Origin of the sequence: Streptomyces sp. NBC_01571 (genome assembly GCF_026339875.1) — a bacterium.
Taxonomy (GTDB): Bacteria; Actinomycetota; Actinomycetes; order Streptomycetales; family Streptomycetaceae; genus Streptomyces.
Genome location: NZ_JAPEPZ010000001.1, coordinates 2990814 through 3015773, shown reverse-complemented (window position 1 = coordinate 3015773; position 24960 = coordinate 2990814). Strand labels below are relative to the sequence as shown.

The following is a 24960-nucleotide window of genomic DNA, read 5'->3' as shown; positions in this document are numbered from 1 at the left end:
GCGGTGGAGTGGAGAGGCAGGCCGGCCCCATGTCCCTTTCCTCGTACGAGCGTTACCCGCTGCTGTTCGGACCGTCGCCGGTGCATCCGCTGGAGCGGCTGACCCGGCATCTCGGAGGTGCCGCGCTCTGGGCCAAGCGGGAGGACTGCAACTCCGGTGTGGCGTACGGCGGGAACAAGACCCGCAAGCTGGAGTACCTGGTCGCCGAGGCACTCGCCCAGGGTTGCGACACCCTGGTCTCGATCGGCGGGGTGCAGTCCAACCACACCCGTCAGGTGGCGGCCGTTGCCGCGTATGCGGGGCTGAAGTGCGTTCTTGTGCAGGAGAGTTGGGTTCGGTGGCCGGACCCCGTCTACGACAGGGTCGGGAACATCCTGATCAGCCGCCTGGCCGGCGCGGACGTACGGTTGGTACGGGCCGGGTTCGGGATCGGTTTCAAGGAGAGCTGGGAGCAGGCCCTGCGGGAGGTGGAGGAGGCCGGCGGCAAGCCGTACGCCATTCCCGCCGGTGCCTCCGACCATCCGCTCGGCGGTCTCGGCTTCGCCGGATGGGCCCATGAAGTGGCCGCCCAGGAAAGGGATCTGGGGGTCTTCTTCGACACCGTCGTGGTGTGCTCGGTCACCGGCTCGACGCAGGCGGGCATGGTCGCCGGGTTCGCCCTGGAGGAGGCGGCCGGCAGGCCGCGGCGTGTCCTCGGGATCGACGCGTCGGCGGCGCCCGCCCGCACCCGTGAGCAGATCGCACGGATCGCCCAGGGCACGGGACGGCTCATCGGTGTCGAGAAGGAGCTGACGGACTCGGACGTCGAACTGGACGAGCGGTACCACGCGGGCACGTACGGGATTCCGGACGAGGCCACCCTGGAGGCGATGCGCCTGGCGGCGCGCACCGAGGGCATGGTCACCGATCCCGTCTACGAGGGGAAGTCGATGGCCGGGATGATCGACCTGGTGGCGCGCGGCGAGATCGGGCGCGACTCCACCGTCCTGTACGCGCATCTCGGCGGCCAGGCCGCCCTGAACGCCTACAGCGCGCTCTTCTGATCCTGTCGGCGGCGCCCGGTGATGGCCAGGGCGGCCACGAGGAGCGCCGCCACCGCGATCAGCGCGCCGACACCGAACGCGCGGGCCGCGCCCTCGGTGAGCACCGCGGCCGGGGAACCGGTCGCGTGCCGGGTCGCCGTTCCGTAGACCGTGACCAGGACCGAGAGGCCGAGCGTCCCGCCGAGCCACTGCAGAGTCTGCAGCAGACCGGACGCGGCGCCCGCCTCGCGCGGGGCGACGGCCGCCAGGATGGTCGCGTTGAGCGGCATGAAACTGAGGCCGACGCCGAGGCCCATGAGGATCATCGGTCCCAGCAGGCCCGCGGTGTATCCGTCACCGGGCTCGATCCGTGAGAGCCAGGCGCCCGCGACGACGATGAGCGACATGCCGGTCAGCAGCAGCGGCTTGGCGCCGACGCGCTGCACGAGCCGCGGCACGAAGCGCAGCGGCAGGAAGACCGCCGCGGTCATCGGCAGGAAGGCGAAGCCGGCCCGCAACGGGCTGTATCCGAGCGACTGTTGGGTGATGAGGGTGAGGAAGTAGAAGGCGCCGAACATGCCCGCGGGCAGCAGGAGCACGCCGGCGTAGCCGCCCGCGCGGTTGCGGTCGCGGAACAGGTGCGGTGGCATGACCGGCTGCTCGGCCCGGGACTCGATCAGCACGAAGCCCGCGAGCAGCGCGGCCGCGGTCGTGAAGCCGAGCAGAGACCCGGTGTCGGTCCAGCCCTCCTCCGAGACCCGGATGAACGCGTAGACCAGTGAGGTCGTCCCGGCCGTCCCGGTGAGCGCGCCCGCCGCGTCGAACCGCCCCGCGTGCCGGGGGGTCTCGGTCACGGCACGCGGCAGCGCGAGGGCCACCGAGACGCCGATCGGCACGTTGATCAGCAGGGCCCAGCGCCAGGACGCCCAGGAGGTGAGCATGCCGCCGAGGACCAGGCCGATGGAGGCGCCGATGCTCGCCATCGAGGTGTAGATGCCGAGCGCGTGGTGGCGGCGGGGGCCCTCCGGGAAGTTGGTGGTGATCAGGGCGAGGGTGCTGGGCGCGGTGAGCGCGGCGCCCACGCCCTGCAGCGCGCGGGCCGCGAGCAGCCAGCCGCTGTCGGTGGCCAGGCCGCCGAGGAGCGAGGAGAACGCGAAGAGCAGGACGCCGGAGGCGAGGGTGCGGCGGCGGCCCGCGAGGTCGCCGACGCGGCCGCCGAGCAGCAAGAGGCCGCCGAAGGCGAGGGTGTACGCGTTGAGCACCCAGGACAGGCCGGTGGGACTGAAGCGCAGGTCCCGCTGGATGTCGGGCAGCGCGACATTGACCACGGTGGAGTCGACGCCGACCATGAGGTAGGCGGTGACGATGACCAAGAGAGCGGTGCCGAGCCGGGCCGGGTGCTGGTCGGCGGCCTGTTCCGGGGCCTCGGGCGGACCGGGCGTGGACGTGGTGGAGGGTGCCGGCGGCGTGGTACGTGCTGACGGGGTGGAAGGTACCGACGGCGTGGAAGGTAGTGACGGGGTGGACATGGGATGCTCCCTGTCTGGTGTCCCCGGTGAGTGGCGTGCGGGCAGCGCGGACCGCCCGCGAAGAAAAGCGGGGACTGTCTCCGTTTGATGCTCGCCAAGATACGGAGAGTGTCCCCGGTTGGCAAGGAGTAACTGAATGACGCAGGTCAAGCCGATGCGGGCGGATGCGCGGCGGAACTATGAGCGGCTGATCGAGGAGGCCGCCGTGGCGTTCGCCGAGCACGGGGAGGGCGCGTCCCTCGACGACATCGCCAAGCGGGCCGGAGTGGGTTCCGGGACGCTGTACCGGCACTTCCCCACCCGGCAGGCGCTCCTGGAGGCCGTCTACGTCGACAGCATCGAGGCGATCGCCGCCCGCGCGGACGAGATCGCCGCGGAACTCGCGCCCGGCGAGGCGCTGGTCGAATGGCTCAACGAGCTGAGCGGGATGATGATCCAGGTCCGCGGCCTGAAGGCGCTGCTCGGATCGGCCGTCGCGGACGGGAGCAGCGCGGTGCTCACCGCGTGCGGGACGTCCGTCAAGGGCGCGGCCGAACGGCTGGTCGAGGCGGCTCAGCGGGAGGGCACGCTGCGGGCGGACGTGGAGCCGATCGAGGTGCTGCGGCTGGCGCACGGGGTCGCCACGGCGTCGGAGCTGGCGGACGGCCAGGGGAAGTACATCCGGCGGTACCTGTCGCTGCTGACGGAGGGGCTTCGGCCCTAGCGTCGGGGGTGTTGCGGGGGTGGGGGCGCTGCTGGGGTGTGCGCGCGGGCGCGGCCTGATGGCGGGTCGGGGCCGTGCCGGTACATCGAGCCCGTCGCCGCTGGATCAGACGTTGCCCCGGAGGGGTCCGTTTCCGGATCCGGGCGTGAGCGACGGGCTTGCGATGTACCGGCACGGCCCCTTTCGTTCGGGGTGGCCGCGGGGGTGGTGGGGGCTGGTGGCTCAGAGAGCCTGGGCTGCTGGCTTCACCATGCCGCGGACCGTGCGGGACTTCACGAAGTCGCCCATGGCCGTCATCTCCCACTCGCCGGAGAACTGCTTGATCAGCTTGGCCATCATCACGCCGGTCTGGGCTTCGGCGTTGGTGAGGTCGAAGCGGACCAGTTCCTCGCCGCTGGCCGCGTCGATCAGGCGGCAGTACGCCTTGGCGACCTCGGTGAACTTCTGGCCGGAGAAGGAGTTGACGGTGAAGACCAGGCCGGTGACCTCCTGCGGCAGCCGGCCGAGGTCGACGACGATCACCTCGTCGTCACCGCCGCCCTCGCCCGTGAGATTGTCGCCGGAGTGCTTGATCGCGCCGTTCACGATGGAGAGCTTGCCGAAGTAGCAGCTGTCGATGTGGTTGCGCTGCGGGCCGTAGGCGATGACCGAGGCGTCCAGGTCGATGTCCTTGCCGCGGTACGCCGGCTCCCAGCCGAGGCCCATCTTGACCTGGGAGAGCAGCGGGCGGCCGCCCTTGACCAGGGAGACGGTCTGGTTCTTCTGGAGGCTGACCCGGCCCTTGTCGAGGTTGATCTTCCCGGACGGCGGGGCGGCGGGCGGGGCGGCGGGCGCGGGGGGAGCCGCCGGGGCCGGCGGGGTCACGGAGGTCGGGGTCACGGGGGCTTGCGTCGGTGCGGCCGCCGGGGCGGCGGGGGCCGGCTCCTCCACCGTGACGCCGAAGTCCGTGGCGATGCCCGCCAGGCCGTTCGCGTACCCCTGGCCGACCGCGCGGGCCTTCCAGGCGCCGTTGCGGAGGTAGACCTCGACGATCACCAGGGCCGTTTCGGTGCCGAGCCGGGGCGGGGTGAAACTGGCCAGAACCGCGTTGTCGTCGGCGTTGCGGATGGTGGCCGTGGGCTCGATGCCCTGGAAGGTCTGGCCGGCCGCGTCGGGGCTCGCGGTGACGACGATCTTCTCGATGCCCGGGGGGATCGCGGTCGTGTCGACCGTGATCGCGTCCGGGGAGGTGCCGCCGCCCGAGCGGTAGGTCACGCCGGGGCCGGTGGGCTGGTTGTAGAAGATGAAGTCGTCGTCGGAGCGCACCTTGCCGTCGGCGGTGAGCAGCAGGCCCGACACGTCTAGCCGCACCGGAGCGGCGACGTCCACCGTCACGCGGGTGACGGGGAGAGGGATGTTCGAGCCAGGGGTCATAGCTGTCATGACTGGGGTAACGACCGGGGGCGCTTTACCGTTCCCTTACCCAAGGGTGAGTTGCCCGGGGCGGGTGCGGGCCGGAGAAAAGGGGCTTCCCTCGCCCCCGCCGCCCCTACCCGACCCGTCCCCGGGGGCTGCCGCCCCCGGACCCCCGCTCCGGCCTCAAGGGCCTTGTCCTCAAACGCCGGACGGGCTGAAATACCCAGCCCGTCCGGCGTTTGAGGGCGAGCCCTTCGGGCGGTGCGGGGGTCCGGGGACGGCAGAGCCCCTTGGCGGGGTCTGGGGGCGGCAGCCCCAGGGACGGGGCGGGTAGGGGCGACGGGGGTGAGAGAACCCCTACGGGACCACGACGATCTTCCTGCCCACGCCCGCGGCGAACTGTTCCAGCGCCTGGGGATAGTCCGCCAGCGGGATGCGGTCACTGATGAAGACGTCCGGATCGAGGACACCCCCGGCAAAGAGTTCGGCCGCACGTTCGAAGCTGTGCAGGACGGCCATGGAGCCGGTGATGGTGATCTCCTGGTTGTAGATGCGATAGGGGTCGATCGAGACCCGCGTCGCGTAGTCGGCGACCCCGAACTGGAGGAAGGTGCCGGCCTTGGCGACCCGGTCCAGGCCGTCCTGGATCGCCGCCGCGTTCCCCGTCGCGTCGATCACCACGTCCCACCCCCGCGGCCGGTCCAGCTCGTCCGCGTTCGCCGCCGACGCGGACGCCCCCAGCAACTGGGCCGTGGCGAGCCGCTGGGCGTTCACGTCCACCACGTCCACGCTCGCCGCCCCCGTCCGCTTCGCCAGTTCCAGCATCATCAGCCCCATCGTCCCGGAGCCGTAGATCAGGACATGGGCCCCCAACCGGGAGTTCAGCACGTCGTAGCCGCGCACCGCGCAGGAGAGCGGTTCGACGAGAGCCGCGTCCTGGGTGCGGACGTGATCGGGCAGCTTGACGCAGTTGGCGACGGGGGCGGTCGCGTACTGCGCGGCCCCGCCCGCCGTCGTGACACCGATCGCGGCCCAGCGCTCGCAGAGGTTGTTGTGGCCCGTACGGCAGTAGCGGCACTCGTGGCAGTACAGCGAGGGATCCACCGCGACCCGGTCGCCGACCGAGACCTCCGTGACCTGGGTGCCCACGCCGACCACCGTGCCGGCGAACTCGTGGCCCGGGACGATCGGCAGCTTCGGCGCGAACTCGCCCTGGAGGATGTGCAGGTCCGTGCCGCACAGCCCGCACGCGGCGACCTCGACGACGACCTCGCGCGGGCCGGGCGTCGGGTCCGGGACCTCGGTGACGACGGCGCGGCCCACGGACTCGATGACGGCGGCCTTCATTTCACGGCTCCCAGTGACAGGCCCTGGACCAGTTTGTCCTGGGCGGCGAACCCCGCGGCGAGCACCGGCAGGGAGATGACGAGCGACGCGGCGCACACCTTGGCCAGGAAGAGACCCTGGCTGGTGATGAAGCCGGTCAGGAAGACGGGGGCGGTCTCCGCGACCACACCGGTCAGGACTCGGGCGAACAGCAGTTCGTTCCAGCTGAAGATGAAGCAGATGAGGGCCGTGGCGGCGATGCCCGGCAGGGCGATGGGGGCCACGACCCGCGCCAGGATCGTGGGCAGCCGCGCGCCGTCGATCTGCGCCGCCTCGATCACCGCCACCGGCACCTCGGCGAGGAACGACTGCATCATCCACACCGCGATCGGCAGGTTCATCGAGGTGTAGAGGATGACCAGGAGCCAGATGTTGTCGAGCATCCCGGCGTTCTTCGCGAACAGGTAGATGGGCAGCAGGCCCGCCACCACCGGCAGCATCTTCGTCGACAGGAAGAAGAACAGGACGTCCGTCCACTTCTTCACCGGCCGGACCGAGAGCGCGTACGCCGCGGGCAGGGCGAGGAGGAGGACGAAGAGGGTGGAGGCCACGGAGGCCACCAGCGAGTTGACCAGCGCCGGCCAGGGACTCGCGCCGCCGCCCGTGCCGAAGAAGTCGCGGTAGCCGTCGAGGGTGAGGGCGGCGCCGAAGGACGGCGGGTTGGTCGCCGCGTCCGCCTCCGAGTGGAACGACGTCAGGGCCATCCAGGCGATGGGCAGGAAGAACAGCACACCGAGTACCCAGGCCAGCAGGCCGAGGCCCGTTCCCCGGGTGCGCCGGGGACGTACGCGGATCGTGGTGGTGCTCATGCGCGGGACACCTCCTCGCGGAACAGGGACGAGACCACGCGCAGCGCGAAGGTCGCGATGATGATCGAACCGATGACGACCAGGACCCCGGCGGCCGAGGCCAGGCCGTTCTCATGGGCCTGGTAGAAGCTCTGGTAGACGGTGTAGGGCAGGTTGGCGGTGCCGAGGCCGCCGGAGGTGATCGTGAAGACGGCGTCGAAGTTCTGGACGATGTAGATCGAGCCCAGCAGGGCGCCGAGTTCGAGGTAGCGGCGCAGGTGCGGGAGCGTGAGGTGGCGGAAGACCTGCCAGTCGCTCGCGCCGTCCACCCGGGCGGCCTCGATCTGCTGCTGGTCGCGGCTCTGCAGGCCCGCCAGCAGGATCAGCATCATGAAGGGCGTCCACTGCCAGACGAGGGAGGCCTCGACGGCCAGCAGCGGGGTGTTCGAGATCCAGTCCGGCTGGGGTCCGCCCACATAGTGCAGCAGACCATTGAGGAGACCGTACTCAGGGTTGTAGAGCACGTGCTTCCAGAGCAGGGCCGCGGCGACCGGGACCACCAGGAACGGCGCGATCAGGAGCGTGCGCACCACCCCCCGCCCCCGGAACCTGCGGTCCAGGAGCAGCGCGAGGGCGAGGCCGAGGACCAGGCTGACCAGGACCACGGCCGCGGTCAGGAGGATCGTCGTCCAGACCGAGTGGCGCAGGTCCGGATCGGTGAGCACGTCCGAGTAGTTGGACAGACCGGTGAAGTGACGGGCCTTCGGATAGAGGGAGTTCCAGTCGAAGAAGGAGATCACCAGCGTGGCCACGAACGGGAGCTGGGTCACGGCGATCATGAAGATCAGGGCGGGCAGGAGGGGGGCGCGGGTGGCCCAGGCGCGCAGGCGGCCGGAGGGCGGCCGGGCCGCGCGGGCGGGAGCGGTGGCCAGGGGGGCTGTCGTCGTGGCGGTCATCGTCCCTCGTACTCCTTGGAGATCTTCTCGGCGAGTTTCTGGGACTTCTCCAGGGCCGAGTCGACGGACTGGCGTCCGGCGATGGCCGCGCTGATCTCCTGCGAGACCTTGGTGCCGAGATCGGTGAACTCGGGGATGCCGACGAACTGGATGCCGGGCGCGGGCCGCGGCTGAACTCCCGGGTCGCGGGGACGGGCGCCCTCGATGGCCGCGCGGGTCATCTCCTGGAAGGCCGAGGCCTCCTTGGTGTACGCGGCGTTGGTGTAGGTCGAGGCGCGTTTGCCGGCCGGCACGTTGGACCAGCCGATGGTGTCCCCGACCAGCTGCTCGTACTGCTTGCTGGAGGCCCAGGAGATGAACTTCCAGGCCTTGTCGGAGTTGTGGGAGGCCTTCTGGAGGCCCCAGGCCCAGGTGTAGAGCCAGCCGGACGACTCGGTCTTCTCCACGGGCGCCGGTACGTAGCCCATCTTGCCCTTGACGGGGGAGTCGGACGCCTCCAGGGAACCGGCCGCGGAGGTGGCGTCGTACCACATGGCGACCTTGCCCTGGGTGATGGTGTTGAGGCACTCGGCGAAGCCGGACTGGGCGGCGCCGGACTCGCCGTGCTTGCGGACCAGGTCCACGTAGAACTTCGTCGCCTTCTCGAACTCGGGGGAGTCGAGGCGCGCCTTCCAGTCCTTGTCGAACCAGGTGCCGCCGAAGGTGTTCACGACGGTCGTCAGGGGGGCCATCAGCTCGCCCCAGCCGGGCAGGCCGCGCAGGCAGATGCCCTTCATGCCGGACTGGGCGCCGTCGGCCTGGGCGGCCAGTCGTGCCACCTGGTCCCAGGTGGGATGCGCGGGCATGGTCAGGCCCTTCGCGGCGAACACGTCCTTGCGGTACATCAGGAAGGACGACTCGCCGTAGAAGGGCTGCCCGTAGAGCTTGCCGTCGTCGGCCGTCAGGGACTGCCGCATGGGCGCGAGGATGTCCTGCTCGTCGTAGCCGCTGTCCTGGCGGACGTAGGAGTCCATCTCGTGCAGCCAGCCGTTCCTGGCGTAGATCGGTATCTCGTAGTTGGAGAGCGTGGCCACGTCGTACTGGCCCGCCTGGTTGGCGAAGTCCTGGCTGATCTTGTCACGGACGTCGTTCTCCGGCAGCACGGTGAAGTTCACCTTGATGCCGGTCTCCTTGGTGAAGTGGGCCTTGGTGAGTTTCTGCAGTTCCACCATCTGGGGGTTGTTGACCATCAGGACGTTGATGGAGTCGCCGCCGGAGCCCGCCCCGCCCGCTCCGGTCCAACACCCGGAGAGCAGCGGGGTGAGCAGCGTCCCTGCGGCGACCGCGGCGAGCAGCGCGCGCGGCCTCCGTCGGCTCGGGGTTCGCATGGATCACTCCTGGACTTATAGGGAGATTTGGGGCGCTACCGGGTGTGGGGGTGCCCCTGGGGAGGGTGACGGGAGACGGGGGTGGGGGTGGGGGTGGGGAGGGGTGAGTGGGGACGGGAACGGTGGGCGGGGATGTCGGACGCGGTGCGAGGGGGTGGTTCGGTTGTTCAGACGCGTATGACCTGGGGTCCCTGCAAGGAGTAGCGGTGGGCTTCGGCTGTCGGGAGCAGGGTGCTCGTGACGATCGTCTCCAGGGCGGTGACCTCCGCGAAGCGGCAGAAGCTGACCGCCCCGAACTTGGTGTGCACGCCGGCGAAGACGGTGCGCCGCGAGGCCCGGATCGCCTGGGCCTTGACCTCGCTGACCGCCGGGTCGGGGGTGGTGAGGCCGTGTTCGCGGGAGATGCCGTTGGCGCCGATGTAGGCCAGGTCGATGACGAAGCCGGCGAGCATCTTCGTCGTCCAGTGGTCCACGGTGGCGAGAGTGCCGGGGCGTACCCGGCCGCCGAGCAGCAGGACGCTGGTGTTGTCGGCCTCGGCGAGCGCGCCCGCGGTGGCGAGTGACGCGGTGACCACGGTCAGCGGCCGGTCGTGGGGCAGGGCCTCGGCGATGAGCTGGGGGGTGAAGCCCTCGTCGACGAAGACCGTCTCGGCGTCCCCGAGCAGTTCGGCCGCGGCGGCGGCGATCCGCCGTTTCTCGGGTACGTGGCTGGTGGCGCGGAAGGCGAGCGTCGTCTCGAACCCGGCGCTCTCGACGGGATAGGCGCCGCCGTGGGTGCGGCGTACCAGACCGTGGTCCTCCAGGGCGCGCAGGTCGCGTCGTACGGTCTCCTTGGCGACGCCCAGTTCGGCGGCGAGCGCGGTGACGTCGACCGAACCCGTACGGCGGGCTGCTCGGACGATCTCCCGCTGACGTTCTTCCGCGCTCATGGCCGGCACCCGCTTCCCGCGTCCTGTCCTCGCTGCCCGTTCGGGCCCGGTCGGGCCTTGGAGGAAGTTCTACAGCGGGCGCGCGGCACTGACCAGGCCTGTTGCACGCCCGATGATGCCCGGCTGTGCCCGTTCGGCGGCACGGGGGAGCGCTCCGGACCTGGGGTGGAGTCGTTGCGGGGGTGGGATCGGGCAGGGTTCGTGTCCGAACACGGCGGCGGGCGGGCCCGTTCGGTGCCCGCCCGCTCGGTCGTGCCCGTGCCGCGCCGTCAGTACGGCCAGATCGGCGGGTGCGTGGTGAAGTGGCCGCCCAGATGGGCGTGGTCCGGATTGTCCGGGTCGAGCTCGCCCTGCTCGGCGATGAGCTTCTCGGCGTACGGCTCGGAGTCGTCCTGCGGCTCGTAGCCCAGTGCCCGTGCCGTCGACAGGTCCCACCACAGACGGGTGTTGGCGGACGAGCCGTAGACGACCGTGTGGCCCACGTTCTCGGCGGTGAGCGCCGCGTGGAAGAGGCGGGCACCGTCCTCGGGGCTCATCCACACGGAGAGCATGCGCACGCTGGTGGGCTCCGCGAAGCAGGAGCCGATGCGGACCGAGACCGTCTCCAGGCCGTGCTTGTCCCAGTAGAACTGGGCCAGGTCCTCGCCGAAGGACTTCGACAGGCCGTAGAAGGTGTCCGGCCGGCGGGGGGTGTCGACGGGGATGAGGGAGTCCGCACCGAACGGGGCGTCCCCCCGCGGGCGCGGAGTGAAGCCGACCGCGTGGTTGGAGGAGGCGAAGACGACCCGTCGTACCCCCTCCTCGCGCGCCGCCTCGTACAGGTTGTAGGTCCCCTCGATGTTCGCCTTGAGGATCTTGTCGAAGGAGGCTTCCAGGGAGATGCCGGCGAGGTGGATGATCGCGTCGACTCCGCGTACCGCCTCGCGCAGCGCGGCCCGGTCGGCCAGGTCCGCGGTGATCGCGTCCGGCTCGCCCTCGACGGGGAGCAGGTCGAGCAGGCGCAGCCGGTGGCCGTGCCCGGGCAGCAGCCCCCGCATCAGGGTGCCGAGTCCGCCGGCGGCGCCGGTGAGCAGAACGGTGCGGGGAGCGGGCATGCGGGTGTCTCCTCAGGGCCACGCGAGCGGCCGTATGCTTGTACGGCATTCACATCCATGGACACGCTAAGGATCGCCCGCCTGTCGAGTCAAGTGTCGCGCGGAGGCGGTCAATCCGCTGCCGTGTTGCGGGTTTGCGCGCTTGACCGGCCCCAAGGTCGCGCTTTAGCGTGGTCGCGTTCAGAAATATGGACGTGGATCAGAAACATGCACCCGCTGTCGCGTGCGTGAGCATCTGTCTCAGGGAGAGTCCGTGACGTCAGCCCCCCTTGCCGCTCGGCTCAGCATCCCCAGCGGGCCGCTGTTCTTCCCCGTCACGGCGTACGGCCCCGACGGGGCCCTCGATCTCGACGTGTACCGCGAGCACGTACGGCGCGGCGTCGAGGCCGGCGCCGCCGCGGTCTTCGCCTGCTGCGGCACCGGCGAGTTCCACGCGCTCGCGCCCGAGGAGTTCCAGGAGTGCGTGCGGGCGGCCGTGGAGGAGGCCGCGGGACGGGTACCGGTCGTCGCGGGCGCGGGGTATGGGACCGCGCTCGCCGTACGGTTCGCGCGGCTCGCCGAGGAGGCCGGGGCCGACGGGCTGCTCGCGATGCCGCCGTACCTCGTGGTCGCGGGACAGGAGGGGCTGCTGCGCCACTACCGGGACCTGGCCGCCGCCACCTCGCTGGACGTCGTGGTGTACCAGCGCGACAACGCCGTGTTCACGCCCGCCACCGTGGTCGAACTGGCCCGGACCGAGGGGATCATCGGTTTCAAGGACGGGCTGGGCGACCTGGACCTGATGCAGCGCATCGTCAGCGCGGTGCGCAGCGAGTTCCCCGGCGACTTCCTGTACTTCAACGGGCTGCCCACCGCGGAACTGACGGGCCTCGCGTACCGCGGCATCGGCATCACGCTGTACTCGTCCGCGGTCTTCTGCTTCGCGCCCGAGATCGCGCTGGCCTTCCACGCCGCGCTGAACGCCGGGGCCGACGACATGGTGAACCGCCTGCTGGACGGGTTCTACCGGCCGTTCGTCGATCTGCGGGCCCAGGGGCGCGGCTACGCCGTGTCGCTGGTCAAGGCGGGGGTACGGCTGCGCGGCCTGGACGTGGGGGAGGTGCGGCCGCCGCTGCACGAACCGACCGAGGACCACGTGAAGCAGCTCGCCGAGCTGGTCGAGCGCGGGTACGCGCTGCTGGAGCCGGTCGAGGGGGAGAGCCGGTGAAGGCGTCGGCCTTCGTCTATCCGTGGGACGTCGTCGGGGACCCGGCGGCGGCCGGGCGGATCGCCGGGCTCGGGGTGCGGCAGGCGACGCTCGCCTCCGCTTACCACTCCACCCGTGCGCTGACCCCTCGTCACCCCCGGCACCGCATCGTGACGGCGTCGCACGCGGCCGTCCTGTACCCGGTGGACGGCGCGCGATGGGCCGGGCGCGCCCTGCGGCCGTACGAGGCCGGGGACTGGGCGCCCGGGGACGCGTACGGGACGGCGGCCGCCGCGCTCGCCGAGGCCGGTCTCGACGTCCACACATGGGTGGTCCTCGCGCACAACTCCCGCCTGGGGGCCGAGCATCCGGCCACGTCCGTCGTCAACGCGTACGGCGACCGGTACGGGTGGGCGCCGTGTGTCGCGCAGGCCGGCACGCGGGAGTACCTCGTCGACCTCGCGGTGGAGGCGGCGGTGCGGCCCGGGGCGCGGGGCACCGAGCTGGAGTCCCTCGGGTGGTACGGCATGGCGCATCTGCACGCGCACGACAAGATCGGCGGGGTGGGACTCGGGGACGCCGGGCAGTACCTGATGTCGCTGTGCTTCTGCCCGGCGTGCCGGGACGGGTACGCGGGGCACGGGCTCGACGGCGGCGAGGTGGCGGCCACCGTACGGGAGGCCCTGGAGCCCGTGTGGCGGGGGGCCGTGCCGTCGGACGGGGGCTGGCCGGCGATCGAGAAACTGCTCGGCGGCGAGGTGGCGGGCGCCACGCGCGCGTGGCGCGACGGGGTGGCCCGCTCCCTCCAGGAGACCACGGTCGCGGCGGTACGGGCGGCCGCGCCCGACGGGTTCCAGGTGCTCCTGCACGCCGACCCCGTGTCGTTCTACTGCGGGGCGAACGCCGGGGTCGATCCCGCGCACATCCTCTCCGTGGCGGACGGGGTGGTGGTGCCCTGCACCGGTGGTACGGAACTGCTGACTCCGTTCGCGCGACAGGGGCGGGACGAGGCGGTACTGGCCGCCAACTTCACGGTCGTGTCGGGCATGGGAGGCAGTCCGGGCACGCTCGCGGCCGACGCGGCGCGGGCGGCTTCGCTGGGTGCGGGGGAGCTTCGGCTGTATCACGCGGGGTTGGCCTCGGAGGGGGATCTGGAGGCGGTGCGGGGGGCGCTGGGGGACGCGTCCTGAGGCGGTTCTTCGAGTGCGGCTGAGCGGGGTCCGGTCGCGCGGTTCCCCGCGCCCCTCGAGGGCGTGGCCCGTGCCCGGCGTGTCCGGGTGCGGTGGGTGGGGGCTGGTCGCGCGGTTCCTCGCGCCCGCCGGGTGCGCGGCCCGTGCCCGGCGTATTCGGCGCGGGTCGGGATCTTCAGCCCGTCCGGCGTTCGAGGACGAGGCCGTTCAGGCCGATGCGGGGGTTCGGGTCGGGGACGCGGCCCCCGAGGCGACGGCAGGTTCAGCGCCGGGTCAGCAGAGGCCGGAGCGTCAGCAGGCGGGCGAGCGCCAGCACCGGGAGCAGGAGACGGTGGTCGACCAGCTCGACCACCCCCGCCCCGACCGCCAGTCCGAGCGCGTTCGGCACGAACATCAGGGTGTTCGCGGTGGCGGCGGTACGCCCGAGCAGCGGTCCCGGCGTCTCACGCTGCACGGCGGTGTACGCGGCGATCAGCACACAGGGAAGCCCGGCCCCGATCGCGGCACTGCACACCAGGGCCACCCCGTCGGACGTCACCGCACGCGCCCCGGCCCCCACCGCGGTCAGCGCGATCCCGTACGCGGCGAAACGACGTTCCCCCAACCGCCGCAGCAGCGGGCCCGAGACCAGGCCGATCAGCACCGACCCGGCGCCCTGGACGGCGTAGAGGAGCCCGGCGTACGCGGGGGAGTGGCCAAGTCCCTCGACGACGGCGTAGATCAGGGCGCCGTTGACACCCGCGAAGAGCATCGTCGTACCGCCGGCCAGGACCAGCGGCCGGAGTTCCGGGTGCCCGAGGACGTACCGTGCGCCCGCGGCCGTCCGGGACCGCCAGGCCGCGGTGTCCGGGGCGGGCGGCGCCTCCCGGACCCGCAGCAGCGCGCACACCCCGGCCGCCAGGGCGAACGTCACCGCGTCGAGGAGCGCGACCCGCGCGCCGCCGTACGCCGCGTACAGGGCCGCCCCGGCCAGCGGCGCCACCAGCTTCATGCCCTCGTTGGCCGTCATGCGCAGCCCGTTGAAGTCCCCCAGGAGGCTCCGGTCGACCGCCGCGGCCACCAGCGCGGACTCGGCGGCGTCGTGGACGACGCCCGCCGCGCCGTAGACCAGGAGCACGGCGAACAGGATCCACAGCCGGCCCGGGGCGTCCACGGCGAGGAGGGTCGGCAGGAGCACCGCCAGTGCCAGGTTCGTGCCGATCAGCAGGGGCCGGCGGCGGGTGCGGTCCGCGAACGTGCCCAGGAGGGGGCCGGCGAGCACGGGGGCCCAGAGCGCGAACACACACAGGGCCGCCAGACCGTTCGAGCCCGTCAGGTCCTTGACCCAGATGCCCGACACCAGCCACATCGCCGAGGAGCCGAAGCCGGAGACCACCACCGCGGTCAGATAGAGGCCCGCGTCGCGGTCCCGCAGCACACGCGTCACTGTCCATGTCATGACAGGTGATCGTGGTCCTAAGGGGGGCCGGCGGGGATCGGGCAGGTGCCCTAGACCGGCGCGCTCCGTCCCGCGGGCGCCGCACCGATGAGTTCTCGGCGCGTCCCCGGTCTACCCCGTGAGCGGACACTGTGAGGATTCTGAACCGAGGAGCAGCCGATGACCGACCCGACTCTCGACCTCGGGCCGCAGGCCCTGATCGTGGCGCGACTCACCGCGGGGGTGACGGAACGGCAGCTCGAGGACATCACCCCCTGTCCGGCGTACGCGGTGCGCCACCTGCTCGGGCATCTGGGCGGACTGGCCGTCGCCTTCTGTGACGCCGGGCGCAAGAACCTGGGTGCCAGGACCGACACGAGCCCGGACACGGCCGTGCCGGACATCGCCCCGGACTGGCGCGAGACCCTGCCGAAGGCACTCGACGAACTCGTGGAGGTCTGGCGCGACCCGGCCGCCTGGGCGGGGGAGACCCGAGCGGGCGGGGTGTCCCTGCCGGGCCCCGTCGCCGGCGCCGTGGTCGCCGACGAACTCGTCGTGCACGGCTGGGATCTGGCCCGCGCCACCGGCCAGGAGTACGAGCCCGACCCGGCCGGGGCGGCGGCCTGTTCGGCCCCGTGGTGCCCGTCCCGGACGACGCGCCGTTGCTGGACCGTGTGATCGCGCTCAGCGGCCGCGACCCGGGCTGGAAGTACTAGCACACCCTGGAAGGGCCCGGTCCGAAGCCCCGTTGCGGGCTTCGGACCGGGCCCTTCCGCGATTCGCCGCCCTCTCTTCTGTCCGAAGCGTTGACGAAACACGAGCGCGCTCCTACGTTCGTCGCGTCGTACTTCGTACGTCATATATGAGACGCGATACGTGAGATCCGATACGTGAGATCCGAGAGGCGCGCATGACCTCTGTGCCCACACCGATACCGTCCCGCACGCAGTTCGTGCTGGAGGGGATCAAACACCGCATCCTCACCGGGCAGTTGACGCCGGGTCAGGCCCTGGTCGAGAGCGAGCTCGCCGCGCAGTTCGGGGTGTCGAAGACTCCCGTGCGCGAGGCGCTCAAGACCCTGGCCGGTACCGGACTCGTCGTCATGAACCAGTACAAGGGCGTCACGGTGCGCATGGTGGACGCGGACATGGCGCGCGAGGTGTACGACGTCCGGCTGCTGCTGGAGCCGGAGGCGCTGCGCCGGTCCGTCCTGCGCGGAGCCTCGCTCGCCGCCGCGCGGGACGCGCTCACCCGTGCCGACGACGCCACCGACACCGCCGAACGCTCCCTGGCCAACCGGGAGTTCCACCGCGCCCTGTACGTGTCCTGCGGCAACCCGCTGCTGGGTCGCATGCTCGACGAGGTCCGCGACCAGGCCGCCCTGGTCTCCGCGGTCGCCTGGGCCGCCGACCCGTCCTGGGAGCGCGAGGCCGGCGAGCACCGGGAGATCCTGCGCCTGGCCCTCGACGACGACGCCGACGGCGCGGCCCGCGCGCTGCACGCCCACATCGCGTCGTTCGTGCAACGGGCCTTCCCCCCGGCCCGGGAGGAGGACGGACCGGAATGACAGCGACGTACGAGACCCAGCGGGCGGCACTCGCCGAGGTCGTGGCGATCCCCGTGACCCCCTTCTCGGAGGACGGGACGATCGACCGCGACACCCACCGGGCGCTGCTGCGCCGGCTGCTCGACGGCGGGGTCCGCACCCTCACACCCAACGGCAACACCGGCGAGTTCTACGCCCTGACCCCCGAAGAGCGGCAGCTCGTCACGGAGTTGACCATCGAGGAGGCGGGGGACCGGGCCGCCGTCCTGGTCGGGGTCGGCCACGACGTACCGACCGCCGTCGCCTCCGCCCGGTACGCCCGCGCACTCGGGGCACGGATGGTGATGGTCCATCAGCCCGTCCACCCCTACGTCTCGGAGGGCGGCTGGCTCGACTACCACCGGGCCGTCGCCGAGTCCGTGCCGGAGCTCGGGGTCGTGCCCTACATCCGCAACCCCCGGCTCCCGGGGGCCCGGCTCGCCGAACTCGCCGACCTCTGCCCGAACGTGATCGGCGTGAAGTACGCGGTCCCGGACGCCGCCCGCTTCGCCGCCTTCGCCCGGGACGCGGGACTCGAACGGTTCGTCTGGGTGGCGGGGCTCGCCGAGCCCTACGCGCCCTCCTACTTCTCGGCGGGCGCCACCGGCTTCACCTCCGGCCTGGTGAACGTCGCCCCGTCCCTCTCGCTCAACATGATCGAGGCGCTCCGCTCCGGTGACTACCCGGCCGCCATGAAGGTCTGGGAGCAGATCCGCCGCTTCGAGGAACTGCGCGCCGCCGACGCCTCCGCCAACAACGTGACCGTGGTCAAGGAGGCGCTCGCCTCGCTCGGTCTGTGCCGGCGCGAGGTGCGCCCGCCGAGCAGGGAGCTGTCCGAGTCCGAGCGGTCGGAAGTCGCCGGGATCGCCGCGGGATGGCCCCTGTGAACACGGGACGGGAGACGAGGCGCCCGGAGGACCTCAGGAGCCACCAGTGGTACGGCACCGACGGGCTGCGCTCCTTCAGCCACCGGGCCAGGACCCGCCAGCTCGGCTATCTGCCCGAGGAGCACCTCGGCAAGCCGGTCATCGCGATCCTGAACACCTGGTCCGACATCAACCCGTGCCACGTCCACCTCCGGGACCGGGCGCAGGCCGTGAAGCGGGGCGTGTGGCAGGCCGGGGGCTTCCCGCTGGAGTTCCCGGTCTCCACCCTCAGCGAGACCTTCCAGAAGCCGACCCCGATGCTCTACCGCAACCTGCTCGCGCTGGAGACGGAGGAGCTGCTGCGCTCCTACCCCGTGGACGGTGCGGTGCTGATGGGCGGCTGCGACAAGTCCACCCCCGCGCTGCTGATGGGCGCGGCCTCCGCCGACCTGCCGGCCGTCTTCGTGCCCGCCGGGCCGATGCTGCCCGGTCACTGGCGCGACGAGGTCCTCGGTTCCGGAACCGACATGTGGAAGTACTGGGACGACAAGCGCGCCGGACTCATCGGCGACTGCGAGATGACCGAACTGGAGAGCGGGCTCGCGCGGTCCCCCGGGCACTGCATGACCATGGGGACGGCGTCCACGCTCACCGCCGCCGCCGAGGCGCTCGGGGTGACGGTCCCGGGCGCGTCCAGCATCCCCGCCGTCGACTCCGGCCACGACCGGATGGCGGCCGCCGCGGGCCTGCGGATCGTCGACCTCGTGCACCGGGACCGGAAGCTGTCCGACATCCTCACCGAGGAGGCCTTCGCCGACGCCGTGACGACCGTCCTCGGACTCGGCGGCTCCACCAACGCCGTCATCCACCTGATCGCCATGGCCGGACGGGCGGGCGTCACCCTCACGCTCGACGACTTCGACCGGATCGCGCGGACCGTGCCGGTGCTCGCCAACGTACGGCCCGGCGGCCGGACGTACCTGATGGAGGACTTCCACTTCGCCGGCGGTCTGCCCGGGTTCCTGTCACGGATCACGGACCTGCTGCACCTGGACCGGCCGACGGTGTCGTACGACACCCTGCGCGAGCAGCTGGCCACCGCCCGGGTGCACAACGACGACGTCATCCGCCCGCGGGAGAACCCCGTCGCCGCCGAGGGAGGTGTCGCCGTCCTGCGCGGCAACCTCTGCCCCGACGGCGCGGTCATCAAGCACATCGCCGCCGAGCCGCGACTGCTCAAGCACACCGGGCCCGCGGTCGTCTTCGACGACTACCGGACGATGCAGCGGACCATCGACGACCCGTCCCTCGGCATCACGGCGGACAGTGTGCTGGTGCTGCGCGGCTCCGGCCCCAAGGGCGGTCCGGGCATGCCCGAGTACGGCATGCTGCCCATCCCCGACCATCTGCTGAAGCAGGGCGTGCGGGACATGGTCCGGATCTCCGACGCCCGGATGAGCGGCACGAGTTACGGCACCTGTGTGCTGCACGTGGCGCCCGAGTCGCACATCGGCGGCCCGCTCGCCCTGGTGCGGACCGGCGACACGATCACTCTGGACGTCGAGGCGCGATCGCTCCGGCTCGACGTGGACGACGCGGAGCTGGAGCGGCGCAGGGCGCTGTGGACGGCGCCGCCCGAGCGGTACGAGCGCGGCTACGGGGCGCTCTACAACGAGCAGATCACCCAGGCCGACACCGGCTGCGACTTCGCGTTCCTGGCCCGGCCGGGCAAAGTGCCGGATCCGTACGCCGGGTGAGGGCGGTCCGCGAGGATCGCACGCCTGGCCGACCACCGAACGACACGTCCGAAGCGCTTTCACCCATGCGCATGTAGCAAGCGCTTCCTGTGTCACCGACAGCAAGCGCTCCACGGCACCCGCAAGAACGGAGAACAGTCATGGCCCAAGCCGCAGCCGTGGCGAAACAGCCCGCGCCGCTCCGGCGGCGCCGCGGCTCGGCGACGCCCCGCAGGCTCCCGTATCTGCTGATCGCCCCCGCCGGGCTGCTGATGCTGGGCTTCATCGCCTACCCGGTCATCAGCGTCTTCTACTACAGCCTGCAGAACTACAACCCCACCAAGCCGTGGCGCAACGGGTTCGCGGGCTTCGACAACTTCGTGCACGCCTTCACCGCCGACCCCCAGTTCTGGGACACGCTGACCTTCAGCGCCCAGTGGGTCGTCGTCGAGGTCGGTCTGCAGCTGCTGTTCGGTCTGGCGCTGGCACTGATCGTCAACCAGACCTTCGTGGGCCGTGCCGTCGGCCGGGCGCTGGTCTTCTCGCCGTGGGCCGTCTCCGGGGTGCTGACCTCCGCCATCTGGGTACTGCTCTACAACTCCCAGACGGGCATCACCCGTTACCTCGCGGACGCCGGCATCGGCCAGTACGGCACCAGCTGGCTGTCGGACACCGCCACCGTCTTCCCGGCCGCCGTCGTCGCCGACCTGTGGCGCGGCGTGCCCTTCTTCGCGATCCTCATCCTCGCCGACCTCCAGTCCGTCTCCAAGGACCTGTACGAGGCCGCCGAGGTGGACGGCGCGAGCCGCTTCCGGCAGTTCCTGCACATCACGCTGCCGCACCTGAAGGACGCCATCGTCCTGTCCACGCTGCTGCGCGCGGTCTGGGAGTTCAACAACGTCGACCTGCTCTACACCCTGACCGGCGGCGGACCCGCGGGTGAGACGACCACCCTTCCGCTCTACATCGCCAACACCAGTGTCGACGCACACAACTTCGGCTACGCGTCCGCCCTCACCACGGTCGCGTTCGTGATTCTGCTGTTCTGCTCGATCGTCTATCTGCGGCTGAGCAAGTTCGGAGGCGGGGAGAAGTGATCACCGAGGACGTCACCGTCAGCGCCCCCGCGGCACCGGCCCCGGCGGCCGAGGAACCCCGGCGGCGCCCGGGCACGAAGCGCCGCGCCTGGGACGAGGTCCCGCGCCGGCACATCTACCTCCCGCTCGGCGTCTACCTCCTCTTCACCCTGATCCCCTTCTACTGGATCCTGCTCTTCGCGCTCCGCCCGGCCGGCTCCACCTCGCTGGTGCCGTGGCCCATGACCTTCGAGCACTTCGAAAAGGTGTGGACCGAGCGCAGTTTCGGGACCTACTTCCAGAACAGCGTGCTCATCGCCGTCGCCACCCTCGTCATGACGACGGTGGTAGCCCTGGCCGGCGGATACGCCCTGGCCCGCTTCGACTTCAGGATCAAACGCGGCTTCATGCTGGCGCTGCTGTGCTCGCAGTTCGTGCCGGGCGCGCTGCTGCTGGTACCGCTCTTCCAGATCTTCGCCAAGCTCCAGATGATCAACTCGCTGGGCAGCGTCGTCATCGCCGAGACGGTCTTCCAGCTGCCGCTGTCGATGATCCTCATCAGCGGGTTCATCAGGAACGTGCCGTACTCCCTGGAAGAGGCCGCCTGGGTCGACGGCTGCGGCCGCCTCGCCTCCTTCCGGATCGTCGTACTCCCGCTGCTGCGCCCGGGGCTGATCGCGGTCGGCTCCTTCGCCTTCGTCCACGCCTGGAACCACTTCCTGTTCGCCCTGATGTTCCTCAGCGACCAGAGCAAGCAGACGATCCCGGTCGGCCTCAACACCCTGATGAGCGCCGACAGCGTCGACCTCGGCGCGCTCGCCGCGGGCGGCATCATCGCGGCCGTCCCCGTCGTCATCGTGTTCGCCTTCATCCAGAAGTGGCTGATCACCGGCTTCAGCGCGGGGGCGGTGAAGGGATGAGCGGGATGCACACGCCCGGCCGGGAACTTCCGCTGCCGATCGTCCTCGCGGGGGCGCGCGGCCACGGCCGCTGGCACCTGCGGAACATCCGCCGGCTCCAGGACAAGGGGCTCGTACGGCTGGCGGGCATCTGCGAGCTGAACGCCCTCACGCCGGACGAACTCGCGGAGGTGTTCGAGGACTTCGAGGACTTCGGGGGACGGCCTCCCGAGCAGTCCGCCGACTTCGGGGCCCTGCTCGACTCCACCGGCGCCGCGATCGCGGTGATCTGCACGCCCATCCCGACCCACACCGACCTGGCGCTCATCGCGGCGGGCAGGGGCGTCCACCTGCTGCTGGAGAAGCCCCCCGCGCCCTCGTACGCCGAGTTCCGCCGGCTGGCCGACGGGGTCGCGGCGGCCGGGGTCGCCTGCCAGATCGGCTTCCAGTCACTGGGCTCGCACGCCCTGCCGGCGATCCGGGAGATGATCGCGTCGGGTGTACTGGGCACGGTCACCGGGATCGGCGGAGCGGGCGCCTGGGCACGCGACGAGGCCTATTACCGCAGGGCGGCGTGGGCGGGCAAGCGCCGCCTGAACGGCGTGGACGTGATCGACGGGGCCCTCACCAACCCCCTCGCGCACGCCGTCGTCACCGCCCTCGCGCTGCACGGGGCCAGCCGCGCCGAGGACGTCGGCACGATCGAGACCGAGCTGCTGCGCGCCAACGACATCGAGTCCGACGACACCTCCTGCGTACGCGTCACCACCCCCCGGGGCAGGGTCGCCGTCGCCGCCACGCTCTGCGCCGAACGGCCGGGCGAGCCGTATGTCCTGGTGCACGGCAGCGGGGGCCGGATCACCTTCTGGTACAAGCTCGACCGCGTACTCGTGCAGCGGTCCGGGCACGGCCCGGAGGAGATCGAGTACGGCCGCGCGGACCTGCTGGAGAACCTGGTCGCGCATCTGACCGGCGGCGACGAACTGCTGGTGACTCCGGAGTCGACAGGCGCCTTCATGAAGGTCGTCGAGGCGATCCGGCGGGCGCCCGACCCGGTCGCGCTGCCCGCGGACGCCTGGGAGACGGTCCCCGCGGAGAACCGCCGGATCGTGCGCGGCATCGACGGACTCGTCGCGGCGGCGGCCGACAGCCTCGCCCTCTACTCCGAGCTGGGCGCCTCCTGGGCGGCCCCGAACGAGGTGAGCACCGGATGAACACCGCGTCGCATCCCGAGTCGCCGGTCCTGCGGGTCGCGGGCCGCCCGGTCGGCCGGTACCACACCCGCCCCGAGCTGCCCGCCCGCTTGGCCCCGCGTCCGTACTTCCATCCGGTCACCACCCTGGCGGGCACGGCGGTCACCGAGTTCAGTCCCGCCGACCACCTCCACCACCTCGGCGTCGGTGTCGCCGTTCCCGACGTCGAGGGGCACAACTTCTGGGGCGGGCGCACCTATGTGCGCGACCAGGGCCCCACCGAGCCGGCCGGCCACGGCGCCCAGCGGCACTCCGGCTTCCAGCTGAGCGACCCGGACGGCTTCGTGGAGGAGCTGCGCTGGGTGGCCGCGGGCGGCGAGCTGCTGCGCGAGCGCCGCACCGTCACCGCGACCGGACTCACCGACTCCGCCTGGGCGCTGGACTTCACCTTCGCGCTCACGAACACGACCGGGAAAGCCCTCTCCATCGGCAGCCCGGCCACCAACGGGCGGCCGGGCGCGGCCTACGGCGGCTTCTTCTGGCGGGCCCGCAAGGAGTCCGGGGCGCCGCGCGTGTTCACCGCCGACACCGAGGGCGAGGAGGCGGTGCACGGCGCCCGCGCCGACTGGCTGGCGCTCGCGGGTGCCCGCTGGACCCTGGTCTTCGCCGGGGCCACCGAACGGACCCGCCTCGACCCGTGGTTCGTGCGCACCACCGAGTATCCGGGCGTCGGTTCCTCCCTCGCGCACACCGAGCGGCTGCCCATCGGGGCGGAGGACACCGTCGTACGCCGGGTCGTGACCGTCGTCGCGGACGGCATCCTCGACCGGAGCGAGGCCGCCGCGCTCGTCCGCGGGGCGGTGAACCCCTGATGGCCCTCCCCTCCGCCGACCTGAACGACGGCACCTACCGCAACCCCGTTCTCGACGCCGACTGGTCCGACCCCGATCTGCTCCGTGTCGGGGACGACTTCTACCTCACCGCCTCCAGTTTCGGCCGGGTGCCGGGCCTGCCGCTGCTGCACTCCCGGGACCTGGTCAACTGGACGCTCGTCGGCCACGCCCTGCAACGCCTCGAACCGGTGCAGGAGTTCAGCAGGCCCCGGCACGACCGCGGGGTGTGGGCGCCGTCCCTGCGTCATCACGACGACCGCTTCTGGATCTTCTGGGGCGACCCCGATCACGGCATCTTCCAGGTCAACGCCCCTGAGATCCGCGGCCCTTGGACCCGGCCGCACCTGGTGAAGGAGGGCAAGGGGCTGATCGACGCCTGTCCGCTGTGGGACGAGGAGACCGGCGAGGCCTACCTCGTGCACGCGTGGGCCGGATCCCGTTCGGGCGTGAAGAACCGGCTCACCGGGCACCGGATGCGTCCCGACGGCACCGGCCTGCTCGACGAGGGCGAGGTGATCATCGACGCGGACCGGATCCCCGGCTGGTTCACCCTCGAAGGGCCCAAGGCCTACCGGCACGACGGCTGGTTCTGGATCTTCGCGCCCGCCGGGGGAGTGGAGACCGGCTGGCAGGGCGCCTTCCGCTCGCGCGGCTTCTTCGGCCCGTACGAGGAGCGGGTGGTGCTGGAGCAGGGGGAGACCGGGGTCAACGGCCCGCACCAGGGCGGCTGGGTGCGCACGGCGGCCGGCGAGGACTGGTTCGCGCACTTCCAGCACCGCGGTCCGTACGGGAGGGTCGTGCACCTCCAGCCGATGCGCTGGGACGGGCCGGACGGCTGGCCGGTGATCGGCGACGAGGGCACCCCCGTCGCCGTACACCGGAAGCCCGATCTGCCGTGGCAGCCGCCCTCGGCGCCCGCCACCGACGACGACTTCCCGGGCGGCCGGTTCGGGCGGCAGTGGCAGTGGACCGCCAACCCTCCATCAAGTTCTCGGCTCCGCTCGAACAGGGGGGACCCTTACGACGGCTGGGCCACCCAGCACTCCTCGGACGGGCTGCGGCTGACCTGTGTACGGACGGCGGACGCGCACGACCTGCGCAAGCTGCCGCACGTCCTCACCCAGCGGCTGCCCGGGATCGCCGCCACCACCGAGGTGGAGCTGCGGCTCGACAGCGAGGAGCCCGGCGCGCGGGCGGGACTCGCCGTGCTCGGGGACGCGTTCAGCTGGATCGGGCTCCAGCGCGGCCCCGACGGGTCGGTGCGGCTCGTGCACCGGTTCGCCGAGTCCCTCGGGACGGGGGCGCCCGCCACGACTTCGGGGCCGTGGGGGAGGGAACGGGACGCCGCCGTCTCCCGGGAGGCGCCCGAGGGGCGGGCCCGGCTGTGGATCGAGACCGGCGCGGGGGCGCGCTGCCGTTTCTCGTACGACGTCGGCGACGGCCGGGTGTCCTCCGGTCAAGTCTTCGCGGCCACCCCCTGGCGCTGGGTCGGCGCCCTGCTCGGGCTGTTCGCGCTCGCCCCCGCCGGCGCGGGCCACGCCGGCGTGGCCTCGTTCACGCAGTTCCGCATCACCGCGACCCCCTGAGGGTCATCCACCGCCATTCGTGAGCCCTGAGGGGAGCCGCAGTGCCGCATCTCCGGAGCAAGCGCTTTCCGAAATCGTGTGCCGGACGTCCGGGGCCGGTGCCGCCGGCACCGGCCGACCATCACCGACCTGACCCCGCAACCCTGTTGGAACCAGAAGAAGAG

21 protein-coding genes and 1 pseudogene are annotated in these 24960 nt (G+C 71.7%); 13 read left to right on the top strand and 9 right to left on the bottom strand.

Features of this window, described 5'->3' with window-relative positions:
* The first annotated feature begins 29 nt into the window (after positions 1-29).
* A complete protein-coding gene (locus OHB41_RS13585; RefSeq protein WP_266698281.1) occupies positions 30-1043 on the top strand; it encodes a 1-aminocyclopropane-1-carboxylate deaminase in 1014 nt (337 codons plus the stop codon).
* Here the strand turns inward: OHB41_RS13585 and OHB41_RS13580 are convergent.
* The gene (locus tag OHB41_RS13580) at positions 1025-2551 is read right to left on the bottom strand and encodes an MFS transporter (protein WP_266698280.1); all 1527 of its coding nucleotides are present in this window, start codon (positions 2549-2551) and stop codon (positions 1025-1027) included. The genes OHB41_RS13585 and OHB41_RS13580 overlap by 19 nt on opposite strands.
* Before the next feature lie 136 nt (positions 2552-2687).
* Here OHB41_RS13580 and OHB41_RS13575 point away from each other — a divergent pair, with 136 nt between their 5' ends.
* Complete coding sequence (locus tag OHB41_RS13575; protein WP_266698279.1) at positions 2688-3254, top strand: TetR/AcrR family transcriptional regulator; 567 nt, start codon at positions 2688-2690, stop codon at positions 3252-3254.
* A 222-nt stretch (positions 3255-3476) separates the two neighbouring features.
* On the opposite strand, the gene OHB41_RS13570 is transcribed toward OHB41_RS13575, so the two are convergent.
* From OHB41_RS13570 to OHB41_RS13540, 7 genes are all read right to left on the bottom strand, one after another.
* Positions 3477-4667 (bottom strand): TerD family protein, encoded by a 1191-nt coding sequence (locus OHB41_RS13570; RefSeq protein WP_266698277.1) that lies wholly within the window; start codon positions 4665-4667, stop codon positions 3477-3479.
* A 339-nt stretch (positions 4668-5006) separates the two neighbouring features.
* Positions 5007-5996, bottom strand: coding sequence for a zinc-dependent alcohol dehydrogenase family protein (locus tag OHB41_RS13565; RefSeq protein ID WP_266698276.1), 990 nt, complete (start codon positions 5994-5996; stop codon positions 5007-5009).
* Complete coding sequence (locus tag OHB41_RS13560; RefSeq protein WP_266698274.1) at positions 5993-6844, bottom strand: carbohydrate ABC transporter permease; 852 nt, start codon at positions 6842-6844, stop codon at positions 5993-5995. Before OHB41_RS13560 ends, OHB41_RS13565 begins: the two co-directional genes overlap by 4 nt.
* Entirely contained in the window at positions 6841-7779 is a 939-nt protein-coding gene (locus OHB41_RS13555) for a carbohydrate ABC transporter permease (protein ID WP_266698272.1), read from the bottom strand. The genes OHB41_RS13560 and OHB41_RS13555 overlap by 4 nt, the downstream gene beginning before the upstream one ends.
* Positions 7776-9146: an ABC transporter substrate-binding protein gene (locus OHB41_RS13550; RefSeq protein WP_266698270.1), complete on the bottom strand. Its 1371-nt coding sequence runs from the start codon at positions 9144-9146 to the stop codon at positions 7776-7778. The genes OHB41_RS13555 and OHB41_RS13550 overlap by 4 nt, the downstream gene beginning before the upstream one ends.
* 167 nt (positions 9147-9313) lie before the next feature.
* On the bottom strand, positions 9314-10084 hold the full coding sequence (locus tag OHB41_RS13545) for a DeoR/GlpR family DNA-binding transcription regulator (protein ID WP_266698269.1): 771 nt from the start codon (positions 10082-10084) through the stop codon (positions 9314-9316).
* Positions 10085-10344: 260 nt separating this feature from the next.
* Positions 10345-11169: an NAD-dependent epimerase/dehydratase family protein gene (locus tag OHB41_RS13540; protein ID WP_266698268.1), complete on the bottom strand. Its 825-nt coding sequence runs from the start codon at positions 11167-11169 to the stop codon at positions 10345-10347.
* A gap of 253 nt (positions 11170-11422) precedes the next feature.
* Between OHB41_RS13540 and OHB41_RS13535 the strand changes: the two genes are divergently transcribed.
* Positions 11423-12376, top strand: coding sequence for a 5-dehydro-4-deoxyglucarate dehydratase (locus OHB41_RS13535; RefSeq protein ID WP_266698267.1), 954 nt, complete (start codon positions 11423-11425; stop codon positions 12374-12376).
* On the top strand, positions 12373-13545 hold the full coding sequence (locus tag OHB41_RS13530; protein ID WP_266698266.1) for a hypothetical protein: 1173 nt from the start codon (positions 12373-12375) through the stop codon (positions 13543-13545). Before OHB41_RS13535 ends, OHB41_RS13530 begins: the two co-directional genes overlap by 4 nt.
* 262 nt (positions 13546-13807) lie before the next feature.
* Here OHB41_RS13530 and OHB41_RS13525 read toward each other — a convergent pair whose 3' ends face one another.
* A complete protein-coding gene (locus OHB41_RS13525) occupies positions 13808-14983 on the bottom strand; it encodes an MFS transporter (RefSeq protein ID WP_266698265.1) in 1176 nt (391 codons plus the stop codon).
* Between the two features lie 159 nt (positions 14984-15142).
* Here OHB41_RS13525 and OHB41_RS13520 point away from each other — a divergent pair.
* From OHB41_RS13520 to OHB41_RS13480, 9 genes and pseudogenes are all read left to right on the top strand, one after another.
* A pseudogene (locus OHB41_RS13520) lies at positions 15143-15678 on the top strand (TIGR03086 family metal-binding protein).
* A gap of 194 nt (positions 15679-15872) precedes the next feature.
* Entirely contained in the window at positions 15873-16529 is a 657-nt protein-coding gene (locus OHB41_RS13515; RefSeq protein ID WP_266698264.1) for a GntR family transcriptional regulator, read from the top strand.
* Positions 16526-17434 carry a dihydrodipicolinate synthase family protein gene (locus OHB41_RS13510; protein WP_266698263.1) on the top strand — a complete coding sequence of 303 codons (909 nt, stop codon included), beginning with the start codon at positions 16526-16528 and terminating at the stop codon, positions 17432-17434. The genes OHB41_RS13515 and OHB41_RS13510 overlap by 4 nt, the downstream gene beginning before the upstream one ends.
* Entirely contained in the window at positions 17422-19170 is a 1749-nt protein-coding gene (gene araD, locus OHB41_RS13505) for an L-arabinonate dehydratase (RefSeq protein ID WP_266698262.1), read from the top strand. Before OHB41_RS13510 ends, araD begins: the two co-directional genes overlap by 13 nt.
* A 140-nt stretch (positions 19171-19310) precedes the next feature.
* Positions 19311-20246 (top strand): carbohydrate ABC transporter permease, encoded by a 936-nt coding sequence (locus tag OHB41_RS13500; protein WP_266698261.1) that lies wholly within the window; start codon positions 19311-19313, stop codon positions 20244-20246.
* Complete coding sequence (locus OHB41_RS13495) at positions 20243-21145, top strand: carbohydrate ABC transporter permease (RefSeq protein ID WP_266698259.1); 903 nt, start codon at positions 20243-20245, stop codon at positions 21143-21145. The genes OHB41_RS13500 and OHB41_RS13495 overlap by 4 nt, the downstream gene beginning before the upstream one ends.
* Positions 21142-22338 carry a Gfo/Idh/MocA family protein gene (locus tag OHB41_RS13490; protein WP_266698257.1) on the top strand — a complete coding sequence of 399 codons (1197 nt, stop codon included), beginning with the start codon at positions 21142-21144 and terminating at the stop codon, positions 22336-22338. Before OHB41_RS13495 ends, OHB41_RS13490 begins: the two co-directional genes overlap by 4 nt.
* Entirely contained in the window at positions 22335-23189 is an 855-nt protein-coding gene (locus OHB41_RS13485; RefSeq protein WP_266698255.1) for a DUF6807 domain-containing protein, read from the top strand. Before OHB41_RS13490 ends, OHB41_RS13485 begins: the two co-directional genes overlap by 4 nt.
* Positions 23189-24796 (top strand): glycoside hydrolase family 43 protein, encoded by a 1608-nt coding sequence (locus OHB41_RS13480; RefSeq protein WP_266698253.1) that lies wholly within the window; start codon positions 23189-23191, stop codon positions 24794-24796. Before OHB41_RS13485 ends, OHB41_RS13480 begins: the two co-directional genes overlap by 1 nt.
* Positions 24797-24960: the final 164 nt, after the last annotated feature.

What these genes read in the sequence shown, in the direction of transcription:
- OHB41_RS13585 (WP_266698281.1), top strand. Translation starts at nt 30, where the DNA reads ATGTCCCTTTCCTCGTACGAGCGTTACCCGCTGCTGTTCGGACCGTCG.
- OHB41_RS13580 (WP_266698280.1), bottom strand. Translation starts at nt 2,551, where the DNA reads ATGTCCACCCCGTCACTACCTTCCACGCCGTCGGTACCTTCCACCCCG.
- OHB41_RS13575 (WP_266698279.1), top strand. Translation starts at nt 2,688, where the DNA reads ATGACGCAGGTCAAGCCGATGCGGGCGGATGCGCGGCGGAACTATGAG.
- OHB41_RS13570 (WP_266698277.1), bottom strand. Translation starts at nt 4,667, where the DNA reads ATGACCCCTGGCTCGAACATCCCTCTCCCCGTCACCCGCGTGACGGTG.
- OHB41_RS13565 (WP_266698276.1), bottom strand. Translation starts at nt 5,996, where the DNA reads ATGAAGGCCGCCGTCATCGAGTCCGTGGGCCGCGCCGTCGTCACCGAG.
- OHB41_RS13560 (WP_266698274.1), bottom strand. Translation starts at nt 6,844, where the DNA reads ATGAGCACCACCACGATCCGCGTACGTCCCCGGCGCACCCGGGGAACG.
- OHB41_RS13555 (WP_266698272.1), bottom strand. Translation starts at nt 7,779, where the DNA reads ATGACCGCCACGACGACAGCCCCCCTGGCCACCGCTCCCGCCCGCGCG.
- OHB41_RS13550 (WP_266698270.1), bottom strand. Translation starts at nt 9,146, where the DNA reads ATGCGAACCCCGAGCCGACGGAGGCCGCGCGCGCTGCTCGCCGCGGTC.
- OHB41_RS13540 (WP_266698268.1), bottom strand. Translation starts at nt 11,169, where the DNA reads ATGCCCGCTCCCCGCACCGTTCTGCTCACCGGCGCCGCCGGCGGACTC.
- OHB41_RS13525 (WP_266698265.1), bottom strand. Translation starts at nt 14,983, where the DNA reads ATGACATGGACAGTGACGCGTGTGCTGCGGGACCGCGACGCGGGCCTC.
- OHB41_RS13515 (WP_266698264.1), top strand. Translation starts at nt 15,873, where the DNA reads ATGACCTCTGTGCCCACACCGATACCGTCCCGCACGCAGTTCGTGCTG.
- OHB41_RS13510 (WP_266698263.1), top strand. Translation starts at nt 16,526, where the DNA reads ATGACAGCGACGTACGAGACCCAGCGGGCGGCACTCGCCGAGGTCGTG.
- araD (WP_266698262.1), top strand. Translation starts at nt 17,422, where the DNA reads ATGGCCCCTGTGAACACGGGACGGGAGACGAGGCGCCCGGAGGACCTC.
- OHB41_RS13500 (WP_266698261.1), top strand. Translation starts at nt 19,311, where the DNA reads ATGGCCCAAGCCGCAGCCGTGGCGAAACAGCCCGCGCCGCTCCGGCGG.
- OHB41_RS13490 (WP_266698257.1), top strand. Translation starts at nt 21,142, where the DNA reads ATGAGCGGGATGCACACGCCCGGCCGGGAACTTCCGCTGCCGATCGTC.
- OHB41_RS13485 (WP_266698255.1), top strand. Translation starts at nt 22,335, where the DNA reads ATGAACACCGCGTCGCATCCCGAGTCGCCGGTCCTGCGGGTCGCGGGC.
- OHB41_RS13480 (WP_266698253.1), top strand. Translation starts at nt 23,189, where the DNA reads ATGGCCCTCCCCTCCGCCGACCTGAACGACGGCACCTACCGCAACCCC.